Source organism: Comamonas sp. SCN 65-56 (assembly GCF_001724135.1).
GTDB lineage: Bacteria > Pseudomonadota > Gammaproteobacteria > Burkholderiales > Burkholderiaceae_C > Comamonas_C.
On record NZ_MEDS01000008.1, the window covers coordinates 153,058 to 168,889 of the forward strand.

Sequence of the window (15,832 nt, forward strand, 5' to 3'; positions counted from 1 at the left end):
CGATCGCCAGCCCCGGCATTTGCGGGTTTGCGCGCGGCGTGGTGCCGCCTGCGACCCATACAACGGAACAAGGGACACGCATCATGAAACGGATGCTCATCAACGCCACGCAGCCCGAAGAGCGGCGCCTGGCGATCGTCGACGGCCAGAAGCTGCTGGACTACGAAATCGAGATCGAGGGGCGCGAGCAGCGCAAGAGCAACATCTACAAGGCGGTGGTCACGCGCGTGGAGCCGTCGCTCGAAGCCTGTTTCGTCGATTACGGCGAAGACCGCCACGGCTTCCTGCCGTTCAAGGAAATCTCCAAGCAGTATTTCACCGAGGGTGTCTCGCCATCGCAGGCGCGCATCCAGGACGTGATCAAGGAAGGCCAGGAGCTCATCGTCCAGGTCGAGAAGGAAGAGCGCGGCAACAAGGGGGCGGCGCTCACCACCTTCATCAGCCTGGCTGGTCGCTACGTAGTCTTGATGCCCAACAACCCGCGCGGCGGCGGCGTCAGCCGCCGCATCGAGGGCGAGGACCGCGCCGAGCTCAAGGAGGCGATGGACCAGCTCGAGTACCCCAAGGGCATGTCCATCATCGCGCGCACCGCCGGCATCGGCCGCAGCGCCCCCGAGCTGCAGTGGGACCTGAACTACCTGCTGAAGCTGTGGAGCGCCATCGACGGCGCGGCCAAGGCGGGCAAGGGCGCCTTCCTGATCTACCAGGAATCGAGTCTGGTGATCCGCGCGATCCGCGACTATTTCAGCGCCGACATCGGTGACATCCTGATCGACACCGACGATATCTACGACCAGGCGCAGCAGTTCATGGCGCACGTGATGCCCGAGCATGCGGCCAGGGTCAAGCGCTATCGCGACGATGCGCCGCTGTTCAGCCGCTTTCAGATCGAGCACCAGATCGAATCGGCCTATGCGCGCATGGTGACATTGCCCTCGGGTGGCTCGATCGTCATTGACCACACCGAGGCGCTGGTCAGCGTGGACGTGAACTCGGCGCGCGCCATCAAGGGCAGCGACATCGAGGAGACCGCCACCCGCACCAACCTGGAGGCGGCCGACGAAGTCGCGCGCCAGATGCGGCTGCGCGACCTGGGCGGCCTGATCGTGATCGACTTCATCGACATGGAGGAGTCCCGCAACCGCCGCGACGTGGAAACCCGCTTGCGCGACGCGCTGCGCCAGGACCGCGCACGTGTGCAGTTCGGCACCATCAGCAAATTCGGCCTCATGGAGATGAGCCGCCAGCGCCTGAAGCCCGCCCTCTCGGAAGGCGCGCACATTCGCTGCCCGCTGTGCGACGGCACCGGCCACATCCGCGACACCGAAGGTTTCGCGCTGCAAATGCTGCGCATGATCCAGGAAGAGTCAATGAAGGACAGCACCGCCGCCGTGCACTGCCAGGTGCCGGTGGAGGTGGCGAGCTTCCTGCTCAATGAAAAGCGCGCCGAGATCGCCAAGATCGAGCTGCGCCAGCGCATCTCCGTGGTGCTGATCCCCAACAAGTCGCTGGAGACGCCGCACTACAAATTGGAGCGTCTCAAGCACGACGATCCGCGCCTGGACGACATGGATGCCAGCTACAAGATGGCCGAGGTCGAGGAAGAACAGACGCAGATCACGCGCCGCTCGCAAGAGCCGACCAACAAGCAGACGCCGGTGATCAAGGGCGTGCTGCCCGATGCCCCGGCCCCGGTGGTGGTGCCCAAGCCCGCGCCGGTGCCGGTGGCCCCGGTCGCGCCAGTGGCTGCACCCCAGCTGGCGCCGCAACCGGGCTTTCTGGCATGGCTCAAGAATCTGCTCGGCTTTGGCACACCACCGGCCAGCGCGCCGGTCGCTGCGCCTGTAGCCACGCCCGCCGCCGAACCCGCCGCGCGCGAAGACCGGGGCGGCAATCGCCGCGGTGGCAACCGCCGCGGTGGCAGCCGTGGCGAGCGCGCAGAGCGCGGCGAACGCGGTGAGCGCAGCGAAGCACGCGAGGGCAACGGCCAGGAGCGCCCGCGCCGCGAACCGCGTGAGAGCGGCCGCGGCAACCGCGAGCGCGCGAGCACGCGCCCCGCGGATGACGCAACGGCCGCCAGCGCCGGCGTGGGCGCCAGCACTGCCGGCACCAGCAACGACAACGGCCAGGAACGCAGCGCACGCGACGGCGAGCGCACCAACGGCGAACGCAGCCGCCGCCGCGAACCGCGAGAGCCACGCCGCGAACGCGACAGCGCCGACCTGCCGCAGCCACCGGCAGCAACGGGCTCGATCGACGCAGCCGAGCCGGCCAACGCCAGCGAGCAGCCGCTCATCCAGGATGAGAACCGCGACACGGAAACGGGCAGCACCACCAATGGCGAACGCCGCTCACGCGACCGCTACGGCCGCGACCGCCGCCCGCGCACGCCGCGCGCCAAGCGACCGGCCGACGATGCCACCGCGGTCGAAGCCGACACCGCCGCGCCCGCCGATTTCGCGCCGACACAGCTCCTGCCCGAGGGCGAGCCCGCGTTCACACCGGCACGCAAGAGCTACTTCGCCACACCGGACGCAGCGAGCGAACCGGCCACGGCGGCTGCCAACGAAGCCGCTGCGGCCCCAGCCGCCCCGGCAGCGGAGCTGGCACCAGTGATCGACGTCACGGCAGCGCCAGAACCGGCGACGACGGCAGCGCCTGCACCGCTGCAAGCCCCGGCAGCAGCGCCGGATCATGCCGAGCCCGTTGCCGAGCCCGCTGCCGCGCCAGCCGAACCAGCGTTTGCCCTGCAAGTGCAGGCCTTGGCCGAAACGGCGCTGGCGTCCGGCCTGATCTGGGTGCAATCGGATGCCGACAAGGTGTCCGCCGTACAGGCGGCGATCGCCGCCGAACCCCGGCCCATCCATGTCCCGCGCGAACGCCCGGCCCCGGTTGCCATCGACGAAGCCCCGTTGGTGCTGGTGGAAACGCGTCGTGACCTGCGTCAGGTGCAATTGCCGTTCGATCCACCGGCAACGCATTGATACGCTTCAAATTCAGTAGCTGGCATCGCTTGACTGCCAAGCGCCAAAACTGTTTTTGATGCATGTAGTGCAACAGGCCCGCACTGGCTTCAGTGCGGGCTCTTTTTTCGTTCTGTTTCCACGGCGACAATCAAGGCTGACGCTACCGCTTGCCACACGCCATGCTGTTTCTGCTCTCTCCCGCCAAATCACTGGACTACGAAAGCCCGCTGCCCGCCAGCCTGCCGCACACGCTGCCGCAGTTCATGCCGCAGACCCGGGCACTGATCGCCACGCTGCGCGAGAAATCGCCGCAACAGGTGGCCAAGCTCATGCAGCTGAGCGACGCGCTGGCGGCGCTCAACGTCGCACGCTACGCGGCCTTCAGCCCGCGCTTCACCAAGGCCAACGCGCGCCAGGCGGTGCTCGCCTTCAATGGCGACGTTTACGAAGGCCTGCAGGCAGGCACGCTCAGCCAGGAGGATCTGCAGTGGGCGCAGGCGCATGTCGCTATCCTGAGCGGCCTGTACGGCGTGCTGCGCCCGCTGGACTGGATGCAGCCCTACCGCCTCGAAATGGGCACGCGCCTGGCCACGGACCAGGGCGACAACCTCTACCAGTTCTGGGGCGCGCGCATCGCCCAATACCTGAACCAGCAACTCGCGGGCAAGTCGGAGCCCGTCATCGTCAACCTCGCGTCGCAAGAGTATTTCAAGTCCGTCGACCGCAAGGTGCTGGCGGCGCGCGTCGTTGAATGCGTGTTCGAGGACCGCAAGGGCGCGGACTACAAGATCATCAGCTTCTACGCCAAGCGCGCCCGCGGGCTGATGGCGCGCTGGGCGATAGCGCAGCGGGCCGAAACGCCGCGGCAACTGCAGGGTTTTGACAGCGCGGGCTACGCCTTCAGCGCCAAGGCGTCAACGCCCGATCGGCTCGTCTTCCGCCGGGAGCATGCCGCATGAGACAAACGATCACCAACGAATTGCGCCAGTGGATCGTCTCGCAAGCAGCGGCGGGCGTGACCGCGCCCTCCCTCGTCGAAGCCATGCGCAAGGTCGGCTGGACCGAGGACGTGGCGGTGGATGCGATCGAACAGGTGCTGCGCGGCCATGTGGACAAGGTGGCCCGGGAGCAGGGCTGGCCCGCGGCCACGCCGGTGCCCGAACCGGCGCTGGACGATGCCCCGCTCTTCATCGACGTGGGCGACCGCCGGGTAGAGGTACTGGTGACGCTGGCTTCGCCGCGCGTGGTGCTGTTCGGCAACCTGCTCTCCAGCGAGGAATCCGAGCAATTGATCGCGCAGGCCCGCCCCCAGCTCAAACGCTCGCTCACCGTGCAAGTCGCCACCGGCGGCAGCGAGGTGAACGCGCAGCGCACCAGCGACGGCATGTTCTTCGAACGCGGCCAGACGCCGCTGGTCCAGCGCCTGGAAGAGCGCATCGCACGCCTGGTCAACTGGCCGATTGAAAACGGTGAAGGTCTGCAGATCCTGCACTACCAGCCCGGCGCCGAATACAAGCCGCACTACGACTACTTCGACCCCCAGCATGCCGGCAGCGCCAAGATCCTCGCACGCGGCGGCCAGCGCGTGGGCACGCTGGTGATCTACCTGAACAACCCCGTCAAAGGCGGCGGCACCATCTTCCCGGATGTGCATCTGGAGGTCTCCCCGCGCCAGGGCAACGCGGTGTTCTTCAGCTACGAACGCCCCCACCCCAGCACGCGCAGCCTGCACGGCGGCTCGCCCGTGATCGAGGGCGAGAAATGGATCGCCACCAAGTGGCTGCGCGAGCGCGAATTCCGCTGAACCCCAGCGCCACACTCCATCGATAAATTTTAGAAAAATATGGCTCCAGCGCTTGCCCCACAAGCGCAAGCAGCTATCACTATGGAAACATCCTCTCTCGGCCATTCGCCCCTGGGCCAAGCCAGCACCTACCCCGCGCACTACGACCCCGCACTGCTCTTTCCCATCGCCCGCAGCCAAGGCCGCTTGGCCATCGGCATCGATGGGGCGCCGCCCTTCTTCGGCGCCGACCTGTGGAACGCCTACGAAGTCTCGTGGCTCGATCCGCGCGGCAAGCCGCAAGTCGCCATCGCCCGCTTCACCATCGGCTGCGAAACGCCGAATCTGATCGAGAGCAAATCGCTCAAGCTCTACCTCAACAGCCTGAACGCGACACGCTTTGACAGCGCCGAGGCGGTGCGCGAGCGCATCCGCACCGACCTGAGCGAGGCCGCTTGGCGCGGCGCCGAGCACCCGGGAACCATAGGCGTGCAACTGCTCGCGCCCGAGCAGTTTGGCGATGAGCGTATCGAAGAAATGGATGGCCTGCTGCTCGATCGCCTGCACGTCGAATGCACGCACGACCAGCCCGCGCCCGAGCTGCTGACTGCCGCGTTTGACGAGGCGCCGGTGGAGGAAGTACTCATGAGCCATCTGCTCAAGAGCAACTGCCCGGTCACCGGCCAGCCGGATTGGGGCAGCCTCCAGATCAGCTACAGCGGTCCGCAGATCGACCAGGCGGCGCTGCTGCGCTACATCGTCAGCTTCCGCAACCATCAGGGGTTTCACGAGCAGTGCGTGGAGCGCATCTACATGGATATCCTGCAGCGCTGCGAACCGATCAAGCTGACGGTCTTTGCCCGCTACACGCGCCGCGGCGGGCTGGACATCAACCCGCTGCGCACCAGCCACCCGATGCCGCTGCCGCACGCCATGCGCACGGCGCGGCAATAGCGCCTGGGAGCCTGTCGGAATTGGAGCGCCGATAGCGAAAATCGGCCCCAGCGAAACCAGTTTTTGCCGGGTTTGCAGCCCAATAGCCGAGCTATTGGGCAAAAAAGCGGTGAAAAATGGGCCGCTGCGGTCGATTTGCAGCCGACGATTTCCAAGTCCGACAGGCTCCTACAGCCGAAACACCCCCACGCTGCGCTCCAGCGACACCGAACCGTCGCGCAGCACGGTGGCCGATGCGGCAGATTCCTCCGCCAGCGCGGCGTTTTGCTGCGTGACGGTATCGAGCTGCGCGATCGCCAGGTTCACCTGGCCAATGCCTTGCGACTGCTCGCGTGCCGCGGCGGTAATCTCATTGACCTGGGTACTCACATGCTGCACCGAGCGCACCATGTCGTTGATGGTGTCGCCCGCCTGCACCATGCGCTCGGTGCCGTCCTCGATGCCCGAGACCATGGTGTGAATGAGCCCGCCGATCTCCTTGGCCGCACCCGCGCTGCGCTGGGCCAGGGCACGCACCTCACCCGCGACCACGGCAAAGCCGCGCCCCTGCTCCCCGGCACGCGCCGCCTCCACCGCGGCATTGAGCGCCAGCAGATTGGTCTGGAAGGCAATGCTCTCTATGGTGCTGACGATTTCGCCCATGCGGTGCGAGGACTTGCGCAGGTTTTCCATCGAAGTGCGCACCTCGGCAATCGCCGTACTGCCCTTGTTCGCCACTTGCGAACTGCGTTCGCTCTCGGCCGCCATCGCCGTCGTCGCATCGGCGGTGTGCGCAATAGTGCCCGAGAGCTGCTCCATCGCGGCAGCCGTCTCCTCCAGGCTGCTGGACTGGGACTCGGTGCGGTCCGACAGCGCCGTGCTGCCCTGGGCAATTTCTCCCGCGGCGCGGGTGAAGCCGCGCACCTCGGTGCGCACGTCGCCCACGACAGCCTTGAGGTTGACCTGGATCTGGCGCAGCCCGCGCATCACCGCGCCCAGCGTGCCCGGGTAGTTCACGTTCGCTTCGGAGGTCAGATTGCAGCCGGCAATATCGCCCGCAAAGCTCTCGGCCTCCAGCAAGGCCTTGGCCACATGCCTGTGGAAATAGGCCAGCAGGGCGCCGCCGCCCAGCACCAGCGCCGCTGCGCGCCATGCCAGAGCCGCCGGGCCCTGCATGCCCAGGGCATCGGGCAACAGCGCCAGCACCGCCATGATGCCCAGCAGCCAGGCCATGCGCGCGGTGAAATCCATCTCACCCACGCGCTCGAACCAGCCGCGCAGCCCGGTATGAAACACCTTGCCGCCGCGCAGCACAACGGTGGTCTTGCCCGACTCGGCCTCGGCGCGCATCGTGGCGTACAAGGCCTCGGCTTCAGCGATTTGTGCCTGCGTCGGCTTGATGCGCACCGACATATAGCCTGTGGGCTTGCGCCCCTGCAGCACGGGTGTGAAATTGGCCAGCACCCAGTAGTGATCGCCATTCTTGCGCCGGTTCTTCACCATGCCGGTCCAGGGTTTGCCTCGGCCTATGGTCTGCCACAGGTCCTTGAAGGCGGCCGCCGGCATGTCGGGGTGGCGGATGATGTTGTGCGGCTGGCCTATGAGCTCGTCGTACTCGAAGCCGGCCACCCGGGCAAAGGCCGGGTTGCAGTGCGTGAGCTCACCCTTGGTGTTGGTGCTGGAGACCAGCATCTCGTCGCTCGGATAGTCGTAGTTGTTCTGAGTAACCGGTAAATTGATCCTCATGAGCCGCCCCTTTGAATTGAATATTTCACGGTTCAAACAATGTCACATGCGCGTCACTATCGTACCGGTAGGGCGCGGGTTTGCGGTGCAACCGGGTGCCATTGCGGCAACGGCGCAACACATGACGGCAGCAAGTCCCCGGCGGATCAGAACAAGGCGTCAACCGGCGCGCTCGGCGCGCCTGGCGCTGCAGCCAGCCGTTCCAGACCCGTCACGCGCACGCCCAGCAAACGCAGGCGCTGCTGCAGCGGCGCGCGCTTGAGGCACAGCCCGGCCACACGGCGAATCAGCAGCGCATCTTGCGTCGGCTGCGCTATGCTCTGGTCACGCGTGGCAATCCTGAAATCGTCATAGCGCAGCTTGATGCCTATGGTGCGCCCGGCATAGCCCTTGCGCTGCAAATCCTGCGCCACCTGTTGGCACAGCTCGGTGAAGATCTGCCCCAGCAGCTGCCGGTCGTGCACCGCATGCAGGTCACGCTCGAAGGTCGTCTCGCGGCTCAGCGATACGGGCTCGCTGCGGGTCTCGACCGCCCGCTCGTCGCGCCCCCAGGCGGCATCGCGCAGCCAGGCACCATGCGACTTGCCAAAGGCTTGCACCAAGCTCTCGCGCGATCGCGCCGCGAGCTCCCCAATGGTGTGAATGCCCAGCGCCTGCAGGCGGGCATCGGTCTTGGGGCCGACGCCATTGATCTTGCGGCACGCCAGCGGCCAGATACGCGCTTGCACATCCTCGGGCATCACGACCGCGATGCCGTTGGGCTTGTTGAATTCGCTGGCCATTTTGGCGATCAGCTTGTTGGGCGCCACACCGACCGAGCAGGTCAGGCCGGTGGCGTCAAAGATGCTTTTCTGGATCAGCCGCGCCAGCACCCGCCCGCCCTCGCGCTGTCCGCCCGGCACCTCGGTGAAGTCGATGTAGACCTCATCGACACCGCGATCCTCCATCACCGGCGCGATGCCCAGAATCACCTGCTTGAAGCGGCGCGAATAGCGCCGGTACTCGGCGAAATCCACCGGCAGCAAAATGGCCTGCGGGCACAGGCGCGCCGCCTTCATCAGGCCCATCGCCGAGCCCACGCCGAACGCGCGCGCCGGATAGGTCGCGGTGGTGATCACGCCCCGGCCGACATAGCTGGCAAGGCGCGCAAAGGAAGCTACGGGAATTTCATGCAGACACCCGGCAAACGCCTGGCTGCGCGCCACCTCCTCTTGCGTTGGCGCGCCGCCTATCACCACCGGCAGGCCCTTGAGTTGCGGGTAACGCAGCAGCTCCACCGACGCAAAGAACGCGTCCATGTCCAGATGGGCGATGCGACGCAAGGAAGGCAAAGACATCAAACAGGTTGAGCGTTGAGCGTGCGAAGAGGCGAGGCGTTTCCAGGAATTTCACGCTGAACGCCAAACGCTGAACCTCTTTTCCACGCTGAACGCCAAACGCTCAACGCTGAACCTCTTTTCCACGCTGAACGCCAAACGCTCAACGCTCAACCGGATACGTTCCCGGCACCAGAATCGAGCGATCCACCGTCTCGATCCGGGTATGACCACAGAAGGCCATGCTGGTATCGAGCTCCTTGTGCAGGATCTGCAACGCCTTGCTCACACCCTCTTCACCAAACGCACCCAGACCGTAGAGCATGGCGCGCCCGGAAAGCACGCCGCGCGCCCCCAGTGCCCAAGCGCGCAGCACATCCTGACCGGTGCGGATGCCGCTGTCCATCCAGACCTCGACCTGGTCGCCCACGGCCGCGACGATCGCCGGCAGCGCCTGGATGGCCGAAGGCGCACCATCGAGCTGGCGCCCGCCGTGATTGGAGACGATGATGGCGTCCGCGCCATGCTGTGCGGCCAGCTGCGCGTCTTCGACTTCCATGACGCCCTTGAGGATCAGCTTGCCGCCCCATTGCTCCTTGACCCAGTCGACATCGGCCCAGGAGAGCGTCGGGTCGAACTGCTCATTGGTCCAGGAGGCCAGCGACGACATGTTCTCCACGCCTTGCACATGGCCCACGATGTTGCCGAAGCTGCGCCGGCGGGTGCCCAGCAGCCCCAAGCACCAGCGCGGCTTGGTCATCAGGTTGAGGATATTGGCGAGGGTCGGCCTGGGGGGTGCCGACAGGCCGTTCTTGATGTCCTTGTGGCGCTGGCCTATCACCTGCAAGTCCAGCGTGAGCATGAGCGCGCTGCAGCCCGCAGCCTTGGCGCGCCCGATCATGCGTTTCATCGATTCGCGGTCGCGCATCAGATAAAGCTGAAACCAGAACGGCCCGCCGACCTGCTCGGCGATGTCTTCCATCGAGCAAATGCTCATGGTCGAGAGCGTGAACGGAATGCCGAATTTTTTCGCGGCGCGCGCCGCATGGATTTCCCCATCGGCATGCTGCATGCCCAGCATGCCCACGGGCGCAATCGCCAGCGGCATCGCCACCTTCTCGCCCACCATCGTCGTGGCGGTGCTGCGGTTTTCCATGTTCACCGCCACGCGCTGGCGAAACAGGATGCGCTGCAGATCGGCGCTGTTGGCGCGATAGGTGCTTTCCGTCCAGGAGCCGGTATCGGCATAGTCGTAGAACATGCGCGGCACGCGGCATTCGGCCACCTGGCGCAGGTCTTCGATGCAGGTCATCTTGTCAATCGACGGCATGGTGCTAACCCTGATACTGAACCGCTCATCATCCGCGCACGGACACCACGACACGCCCGCGCACCTTGCCTTCAAGCAACTGGGGGGCGAGGCTGAGGGCGTCAGCCAGCGTGGCATCCTGCGTCAGGCTCTCAAGCAAGGCAAGATCCAGGTCTTGCGCCAGCCGCTGCCAGGCCAGCAGCCGCTCGGCTCGCGGTGCCATCACGCTGTCCACCCCCGCCAGCGTCACGCCGCGCAGGATGAAAGGCGCTACCGTCGCCGGAAAATCCATGCCCGAGGCGAGACCGCAGGCCGCCACCACGCCGCGATAACGCATCGCCGCGCAGACATTGGCCAGCACATGACCACCCGCCACGTCGATGGCGCCAGCCCATTGCTCCTTGGTCAGCGGCTTGCCCGGCGCGCTCAGGCTGGCACGCTCGACGATGTGCTGGGCACCGAGGTGTTTCAGGAAATCTGCCTGCTCGGACCGCCCGGTGACGGCGCTCACCTCATAGCCCAGTTTGGCCAGCACCGCCACCGCCACGCTGCCCACGCCACCCGCCGCCCCGGTCACCACCACCGGGCCGGATGCGGGCGTGAGGCCGTGGCGCTCCAGCGCCAGCACGCACAGCATCGCCGTGTAGCCCGCCGTACCTATGGCCATCGCCTGGCGCAGCGTGAAGGGCGGCTGCAGCGGTACCAGCCAATCACCGCTGACGCGGGCATATTCCGCCAACCCGCCCCAATGCTTCTCGCCCACGCCCCAGCCGTTGAGCACCACCGAATCGCCGCTTTTGTATCGGGGATCAGCGGAGGTCTCGACCACGCCGGCAAAATCAATACCCGGCACCAGGGGAAACTGGCGCACCACGGGCGATGCGCCGGTGATCGCGAGCGCGTCCTTGTAATTGAGCGTGGAGTGGCTCACGCGCACCAGCACGTCGCCTTCGGGCAACTGCTCCTTGTTGATGCCGCGCAGCTCGGCACGGTACTGCCCGTCTTCCTTGTTGACCCAGATGCCTTGGAACATTGGCTACCTCCTGTTGCAATGGCAAAAGCTTACACCGATGCCAGAGCCTCGTTCTCCTGCACGGCCGGCGCCTTCTCGCGCCGCGCCGCCACGGCATCGGCCAGGGTTTGCAGGCAACCCAGCGAATCTTCCCAGCCGAGGCAGGCGTCGGTGATGCTCTGGCCGTAGACGAGCTGGTGCGGATCGTCCTTGCCCGGGTTGAATTTTTGCGCCCCCGGCACCAGCGCGCTTTCGATCATCACGCCAAAGATGCCCTGCGTGCCGCCTGTCACCTGCGCACTGATGTCTGCCACCACCTCCATCTGCCGCTCGTGCTGCTTGCGGCTGTTGGCGTGGCTGGCATCGATCATCAGCGAAGGCGTGAGGCCAGACTCCTGCAACTGTTGGCAGGCCGCTGCCACGTTGGCGGCGTCGTAGTTGGGCTCCTTGCCGCCGCGCAAAATCACGTGGCAATCCTGGTTGCCAGCGGTGTGTACGATGGCAACCAGGCCATTTTTCTGGATCGACAGGAAGTGGTGGCCACGACTCGCGGACTGGATCGCGTCGGTGGCGATGCGGATATTGCCATCGGTGCCGTTCTTGAAGCCTATTGGCGCCGACATGCCCGAGGCCAGCTCGCGGTGCACCTGGCTTTCCGTGGTGCGCGCGCCGATCGCACCCCAGCTGATCAGATCGCCGATGTACTGCGGGCTGATGGTGTCAAGCAGCTCACTGGCCGCCGGCACGCCCAGGCGGTTGATGTCGATGAGCAGCTGGCGCGCGATGCGCAGGCCCTCGTCGATGCGGTAGCTGCCATCGAGATAGGGATCGTTGATCAGGCCCTTCCAGCCCACGGTGGTGCGCGGCTTCTCGAAGTACACCCGCATCACGATCTCCAGCCTGTCCTGGTATTGCTCGCGCACGGCCTTGAGCTTGCGCGCATATTCGATCGCCGCATCCGGGTTGTGAATGGAGCACGGGCCGATGATGACCAGCAGGCGATCGTCCTCCCCGCGCATGATGCGGTGGATGCGCCGGCGTGTGTCGGCGATCAGGGTCTCGACGGCGGTGCCGCGGATCGGGAAGAAGCGGATGAGGTGTTCCGGAGGGGGCAGCACGGTAATGTCCTGGATGCGTTGGTCGTCGGTGGCACTCGTCGTCGGTGTGCTGCCGTACTGCCAGTTTTCGTTCTTGCTGCTGGGGGGAGTCATGGGTGTCTTCCTTGCTGTGGAGGGTTTGAAAGCCATAAAAAAACCGCCGGGCTGTTCGCTGCGGCGGTCTTTTGTAGAGAAGGGGCTCAATGCATGTGCGCGTACCTCTCAACCGCCTTGGGTCGAGAACCAAAAGTAAAAGTAGAAAGCGCTGTTCGAAGCCATGCGTTCAATGTAGCACGATTTGCGGCAGTGCAACATGGGGCGTTGCCGCAGCGCTACAGCCATCATGCGGTGCCGCCCACAGTCAGCCCGTCAATGCGCAGCGTCGGCATGCCCACGCCCACCGGGACGCTCTGGCCTTCCTTGCCACAGGTGCCTACGCCGCTGTCGAGCCCCAGGTCGTTGCCTATCATGCGGATCTTCTTCAGCGCATCGGGCCCGTTGCCCACCAGCGTGGCGCCCTTGACCGGATACTGCAGCTTGCCGTTTTCCACCCACCAGGCCTGGCTGGCGGAGAAGACGAATTTGCCGCTGGTGATATCCACCTGCCCGCCGCCGAAGTTGGTGGCGAACAGGCCTTTCTTGATGCTGGTGACGATCTCCTGCGGGTCTTTGTCGCCGCTGAGCATGTAGGTATTGGTCATGCGCGGCATGGGCACATGGGCATAGCTCTCGCGCCGGCCGTTGCCGGTGCGTGGCACGCCCATCAGCCTGGCGTTGAGCGCATCCTGCATGTAGCCCTTCAGGATGCCGTCTTCGATCAGCACGTTTTTCTGTGTGGCGTGACCCTCGTCGTCGATATTGAGCGAGCCGCGCCGCTCGGCCATCGTGCCGTCGTCCAGCACCGTCACCCCCTTGGCCGCGACACGCTCGCCGATGCGGCCAGAGAACGCCGATGATCCCTTGCGATTGAAATCACCCTCCAGACCATGGCCCACCGCCTCGTGCAGCAGCACGCCGGGCCAGCCGGGGCCCAGCACCACCGTCATCTCGCCCGCGGGCGCGGGGCGCGACTCCAGGTTCACGAGGGCAGCATTCACGGCCTCATCCACGTACTGGCCGATCTGCTCGTCGCTGAAGTACGCCAGGCCAAAGCGCCCGCCGCCACCGGCCGAGCCGACTTCGCGCCGACCTTTTTGCTCGGCAATCACCGTGATCGACAGGCGCACCAGCGGGCGCACGTCAGCGGCCAGCGTGCCATCGGCACGCGCCACCAGCACCACGTCGTATTCACTAGCCAGGCCCGCCATCACCTGCACGACGCGCGGATCGCGTGCCCGCGCGGCACATTCGGCGCGCTCCAGCAATTGCACCTTCTCGGTGCTGCCCAGGGACGCGATCGGGTCCAGTTGCGGGTACAGCGCGCGGCTTTTGCTGATTTTTTTGAGAGCTACCCGCGCCCGCCCCGCCTTGCCTGCGGCCGAAATTGACCGCACAGTGCGCGCCGCATCGAGCAGCGAGGCCTCGGAAATGTCATCGGCATAGGCGAACGCCGTCTTCTCGCCGCTCACCGCGCGCACGCCCACACCCTGGTCGATGGAGAACGAGCCGGTCTTGACGATGCCCTCCTCCAGGCTCCAGCCCTCGCTGCGCGTGTACTGGAAGTACAGGTCGGCGTCATCCACGCGGTGCGCGCGGATTTCGTCGAGCGCGCAGCCCAGGTGGGTTTCATCCAGGCCAAAGGGTTCAAGCAGCAGCGCGCGGGCCGTGGCCAGGCGCTCGATCGTGGGTTCGCGTGAAATCATGGCGAAGATTGTCCTACACCGGCTACAACGGCGCCGGCAGCCCCTCGGGTTCCTGGCGCTGCGCCCGGGCGATCGACATCAGTACGCCAAGTGCAAATCCGAGCGTCACCGCGGCCGTCCCGCCGTAGCTCACGAACGGCAGCGGCACACCCACGACGGGCAGCAGGCCGCTGACCATGCCCATGTTGACGAAGGCGTAGGCGAAGAAAATCATCGCCACCGCCCCCGCCACCAGGCGCGAGAACAGCGAGGTGGCGCGCAGCGCGATGGCGAGCCCGCGCCAGACCAGCAGCAGAAAGCAGGTGATCAGCACCAGGTTACCCACCAGCCCGAACTCCTCGGAAAACGCGGCGAAGATGAAGTCCGTCGTGCGTTCGGGGATGAACTCCAGGTGCGTTTGCGTGCCGGACATGAAGCCCTTGCCCCAGAAGCCGCCCGAGCCGATGGCGATCATGCCTTGGATGATGTGAAAGCCCTTGCCCAGCGGGTCGCGCGAGGGGTCGAGCAAGGTGCACACGCGCTGCTGCTGGTAGTCGTGCAGCAACGGCCAGTTCACGCCCTGCGCGCACAGTTGCGGCTCGAAGGCGACGAGCAACGCTATCCCGATGGCGCCCAGCACCACCGGCGGCAGCACCAGCTTCCACGGCAGGCCGGCAAAAAAGATCACCGACAGGCCCGCCGCCAGCACCAGCAGCGACGTGCCCAGATCGGGCTGCTTCATGATGAGGCCTACCGGCAGCACCAGCAGCAGAGCGGCGACGCCGAAATCCAGCGCCCGCAACTGCCCTTCGCGGTGCTGGAACCACCAGGCGAGCATCAACGGCATGGCAATCTTCATCAGCTCGCTGGGCTGCACCACCACGCCGACATTGATCCAGCGCTGCGCCCCCTTCTTGGTGATGCCGAACAGCGCCACCGCAATCAGCAGCGCCACGCCGATGGCGTACAGCGGTGCGGAGATCGCCATGAGTTTTTGCGGCGGCACCTGCGCCACGACAAACAGAATGCCCAGCGCCAGCAGCAGGTTGCGCAGATGATCGCTGAAGCGGTGGGCAAAGTCGTAGCCCGACGAGTACATGGCCACCAACCCTATGCCCATCAACGCAGCGATCAGCAGCAGCAAGAGCATGTCAAAGCCGCGCAGCAGCGGCACGATGCGCTGCAGCAGCGTGGGTTTGTCAAAGGTATCCAGCGGCATGGGCGCGCAATTATGGCAACGCCGCACCCTGCCTCAGGCACCCGTCGCCCTCCAGGGTCCACAATCGCCCCATGCCCACCACCCACCTGCTCTACCTGCACGGTTTTCGCTCCTCGCCGCAGTCCACCAAGGCGCGACTGGTGGCGCAGGCGGTGGCGCAGCGACACCCGCAGGTGCTGTTCTGGTGCCCGCAGCTGCCGCCCTCACCGCGCGAAGCGATGGCGCGGGTGGCCGCTGGCATCGCCGGCTGGCCCGGCAGCCGGATGGCGGTGATCGGCTCCTCGCTGGGCGGCTACTACGCCAGCTGGATCGCCGCGCGCAAGCGCTGCGCCAGCGTGCTGCTCAACCCGGCTGTCCATCCGGCGCGCGATCTGGTGCAGTACATCGGAGAGCAAAGCAGCTGGCACCAGCCTGAAGACCATTTCTGGTTTCGCGAGGAATACATCGCCGAATTGCAGGCGCTGGACCTGCGCGCCAGGGCACCCGCAGGGCCCGAACTGCTGGTGGCGGCCCGGGGCGACGAAGTATTGGACTGGCGCGAGATGCTGGCACGCTACCCGCAGGCCGAGCAGATCGTGCTGGAGGGTGGCGACCATGCGCTTTCCGGCTTTGACGCGCTGCTCGATCGCGTTCTGGGGTTCTGTGCACTCGCGTAGCAGGGCTGCGCAGG

12 protein-coding genes are annotated in these 15,832 nt (G+C 65.9%); 5 read left to right on the plus strand and 7 right to left on the minus strand.

Annotated elements, in window-relative coordinates; all coding sequences use genetic code 11:
• The first annotated feature begins 83 nt into the window (after positions 1 to 83).
• The 4 genes from ABS45_RS06060 (at position 84) to queF (ending at position 5,703) form a co-directional block, all read left to right on the plus strand.
• A complete protein-coding gene (locus tag ABS45_RS06060) occupies positions 84 to 2,984 on the plus strand; it encodes an Rne/Rng family ribonuclease (RefSeq protein WP_291554116.1) in 2,901 nt (966 codons plus the stop codon).
• A 161-nt stretch (positions 2,985 to 3,145) separates the two neighbouring features.
• A complete protein-coding gene (gene yaaA / locus ABS45_RS06065; protein ID WP_291554118.1) occupies positions 3,146 to 3,925 on the plus strand; it encodes a peroxide stress protein YaaA in 780 nt (259 codons plus the stop codon).
• Positions 3,922 to 4,770, plus strand: a complete 849-nt coding sequence (locus ABS45_RS06070; protein WP_291554120.1) for a 2OG-Fe(II) oxygenase — start codon at positions 3,922 to 3,924, stop codon at positions 4,768 to 4,770. The genes yaaA and ABS45_RS06070 overlap by 4 nt, the downstream gene beginning before the upstream one ends.
• An 81-nt stretch (positions 4,771 to 4,851) precedes the next feature.
• On the plus strand, positions 4,852 to 5,703 hold the full coding sequence (gene queF, locus ABS45_RS06075) for an NADPH-dependent 7-cyano-7-deazaguanine reductase QueF (protein ID WP_291554121.1): 852 nt from the start codon (positions 4,852 to 4,854) through the stop codon (positions 5,701 to 5,703).
• A 168-nt stretch (positions 5,704 to 5,871) separates the two neighbouring features.
• Here the strand turns inward: queF and ABS45_RS06080 are convergent, their stop codons facing one another.
• The 7 genes from ABS45_RS06080 to rodA all read right to left on the minus strand — a co-directional run bounded on the left by ABS45_RS06080 (position 5,872) and on the right by rodA (position 15,162).
• Entirely contained in the window at positions 5,872 to 7,428 is a 1,557-nt protein-coding gene (locus ABS45_RS06080; protein WP_291554123.1) for a PAS domain-containing methyl-accepting chemotaxis protein, read from the minus strand.
• Between the two features lie 146 nt (positions 7,429 to 7,574).
• Complete coding sequence (gene dinB / locus ABS45_RS06085) at positions 7,575 to 8,765, minus strand: DNA polymerase IV (RefSeq protein ID WP_291554125.1); 1,191 nt, start codon at positions 8,763 to 8,765, stop codon at positions 7,575 to 7,577.
• 142 nt (positions 8,766 to 8,907) lie between these two features.
• Positions 8,908 to 10,074, minus strand: coding sequence for an alpha-hydroxy acid oxidase (locus tag ABS45_RS06090; protein WP_291554126.1), 1,167 nt, complete (start codon positions 10,072 to 10,074; stop codon positions 8,908 to 8,910).
• Positions 10,075 to 10,102: 28 nt separating this feature from the next.
• Entirely contained in the window at positions 10,103 to 11,086 is a 984-nt protein-coding gene (locus ABS45_RS06095) for an MDR family oxidoreductase (RefSeq protein ID WP_291554127.1), read from the minus strand.
• 29 nt (positions 11,087 to 11,115) lie between these two features.
• Positions 11,116 to 12,276, minus strand: coding sequence for a 3-deoxy-7-phosphoheptulonate synthase (locus ABS45_RS06100; protein ID WP_291554129.1), 1,161 nt, complete (start codon positions 12,274 to 12,276; stop codon positions 11,116 to 11,118).
• A gap of 227 nt (positions 12,277 to 12,503) precedes the next feature.
• On the minus strand, positions 12,504 to 13,964 hold the full coding sequence (gene tldD / locus ABS45_RS06105; protein ID WP_291554131.1) for a metalloprotease TldD: 1,461 nt from the start codon (positions 13,962 to 13,964) through the stop codon (positions 12,504 to 12,506).
• Between the two features lie 22 nt (positions 13,965 to 13,986).
• Positions 13,987 to 15,162, minus strand: coding sequence for a rod shape-determining protein RodA (rodA, locus tag ABS45_RS06110; protein ID WP_291554133.1), 1,176 nt, complete (start codon positions 15,160 to 15,162; stop codon positions 13,987 to 13,989).
• A 71-nt stretch (positions 15,163 to 15,233) separates the two neighbouring features.
• Between rodA and ABS45_RS06115 the strand changes: the two genes are divergently transcribed.
• On the plus strand, positions 15,234 to 15,818 hold the full coding sequence (locus ABS45_RS06115) for a YqiA/YcfP family alpha/beta fold hydrolase (RefSeq protein ID WP_291554134.1): 585 nt from the start codon (positions 15,234 to 15,236) through the stop codon (positions 15,816 to 15,818).
• The last annotated feature ends 14 nt before the right edge of the window (positions 15,819 to 15,832 follow it).

What these genes read in the sequence shown, in the direction of transcription:
- ABS45_RS06070 (WP_291554120.1), top strand. Translation starts at nt 3,922, where the DNA reads ATGAGACAAACGATCACCAACGAATTGCGCCAGTGGATCGTCTCGCAA.
- ABS45_RS06100 (WP_291554129.1), bottom strand. Translation starts at nt 12,276, where the DNA reads ATGACTCCCCCCAGCAGCAAGAACGAAAACTGGCAGTACGGCAGCACA.
- ABS45_RS06060 (WP_291554116.1), top strand. Translation starts at nt 84, where the DNA reads ATGAAACGGATGCTCATCAACGCCACGCAGCCCGAAGAGCGGCGCCTG.
- dinB (WP_291554125.1), bottom strand. Translation starts at nt 8,765, where the DNA reads ATGTCTTTGCCTTCCTTGCGTCGCATCGCCCATCTGGACATGGACGCG.
- rodA (WP_291554133.1), bottom strand. Translation starts at nt 15,162, where the DNA reads ATGCCGCTGGATACCTTTGACAAACCCACGCTGCTGCAGCGCATCGTG.
- ABS45_RS06115 (WP_291554134.1), top strand. Translation starts at nt 15,234, where the DNA reads ATGCCCACCACCCACCTGCTCTACCTGCACGGTTTTCGCTCCTCGCCG.
- queF (WP_291554121.1), top strand. Translation starts at nt 4,852, where the DNA reads ATGGAAACATCCTCTCTCGGCCATTCGCCCCTGGGCCAAGCCAGCACC.
- ABS45_RS06090 (WP_291554126.1), bottom strand. Translation starts at nt 10,074, where the DNA reads ATGCCGTCGATTGACAAGATGACCTGCATCGAAGACCTGCGCCAGGTG.
- yaaA (WP_291554118.1), top strand. Translation starts at nt 3,146, where the DNA reads ATGCTGTTTCTGCTCTCTCCCGCCAAATCACTGGACTACGAAAGCCCG.
- ABS45_RS06080 (WP_291554123.1), bottom strand. Translation starts at nt 7,428, where the DNA reads ATGAGGATCAATTTACCGGTTACTCAGAACAACTACGACTATCCGAGC.
- tldD (WP_291554131.1), bottom strand. Translation starts at nt 13,964, where the DNA reads ATGATTTCACGCGAACCCACGATCGAGCGCCTGGCCACGGCCCGCGCG.
- ABS45_RS06095 (WP_291554127.1), bottom strand. Translation starts at nt 11,086, where the DNA reads ATGTTCCAAGGCATCTGGGTCAACAAGGAAGACGGGCAGTACCGTGCC.